Genomic DNA, 490 nt, shown 5'->3' on the forward strand with positions numbered 1-490 from the left:
GGCTGATCGCGTTTGTCTGCATTGGACCAGAAGTTGATATTGAATTGGGCATCATCTGTCATTTCAATGCGATGCCAGTATTGTGGTGGGCTAGTAGCAAACTGTCCGGCATGAATAACGACCGTTAATTCTGGCTCAGTTGCATGCTCATCAGCAAAGCCAAAATAGGTTACGCTACCTTCCATTACACAAAGCTGTCCAAACACCTCTGCCGCCGTATTGTGGTGGGTTAACAATGCTTGAGGTACGTTGTCTTTGGTAAAGAAAGGGGTCGAGCGTTGGATGGTCCAATCTTTTGGGATTCGTAAATGGCTCATAATTTTCACCTGTGTGATTAGATATAAAAGTATTCAGTTGTTATGACTTAGTAGAGCAACTCACCCATGCATTGCTTAGGCGATTGAGCACACGCGCAACGAAATAACCTATGGCATAGGTGTGTCTTACTTCGCAGCACTCTCTTGCATTGCAATGCAACTCTTCAATAACT

At 44.3% G+C, this 490-nt stretch carries 1 protein-coding gene; it reads right to left on the reverse strand.

What is annotated here, in order from left to right; all coding sequences use genetic code 11:
* Window positions 1-317 (reverse strand): DUF1971 domain-containing protein (locus AB4585_RS22790; RefSeq protein ID WP_372171081.1); only part of this gene is annotated, 317 nt, incomplete at its 3' end.
* Between the last annotated feature and the right edge of the window lie 173 nt (window positions 318-490).

Origin of the sequence: Vibrio sp. 10N.222.49.C9 (assembly GCF_041474985.1) — a bacterium.
GTDB classification, from domain to species: domain Bacteria; phylum Pseudomonadota; class Gammaproteobacteria; order Enterobacterales; family Vibrionaceae; genus Vibrio; species Vibrio crassostreae_C.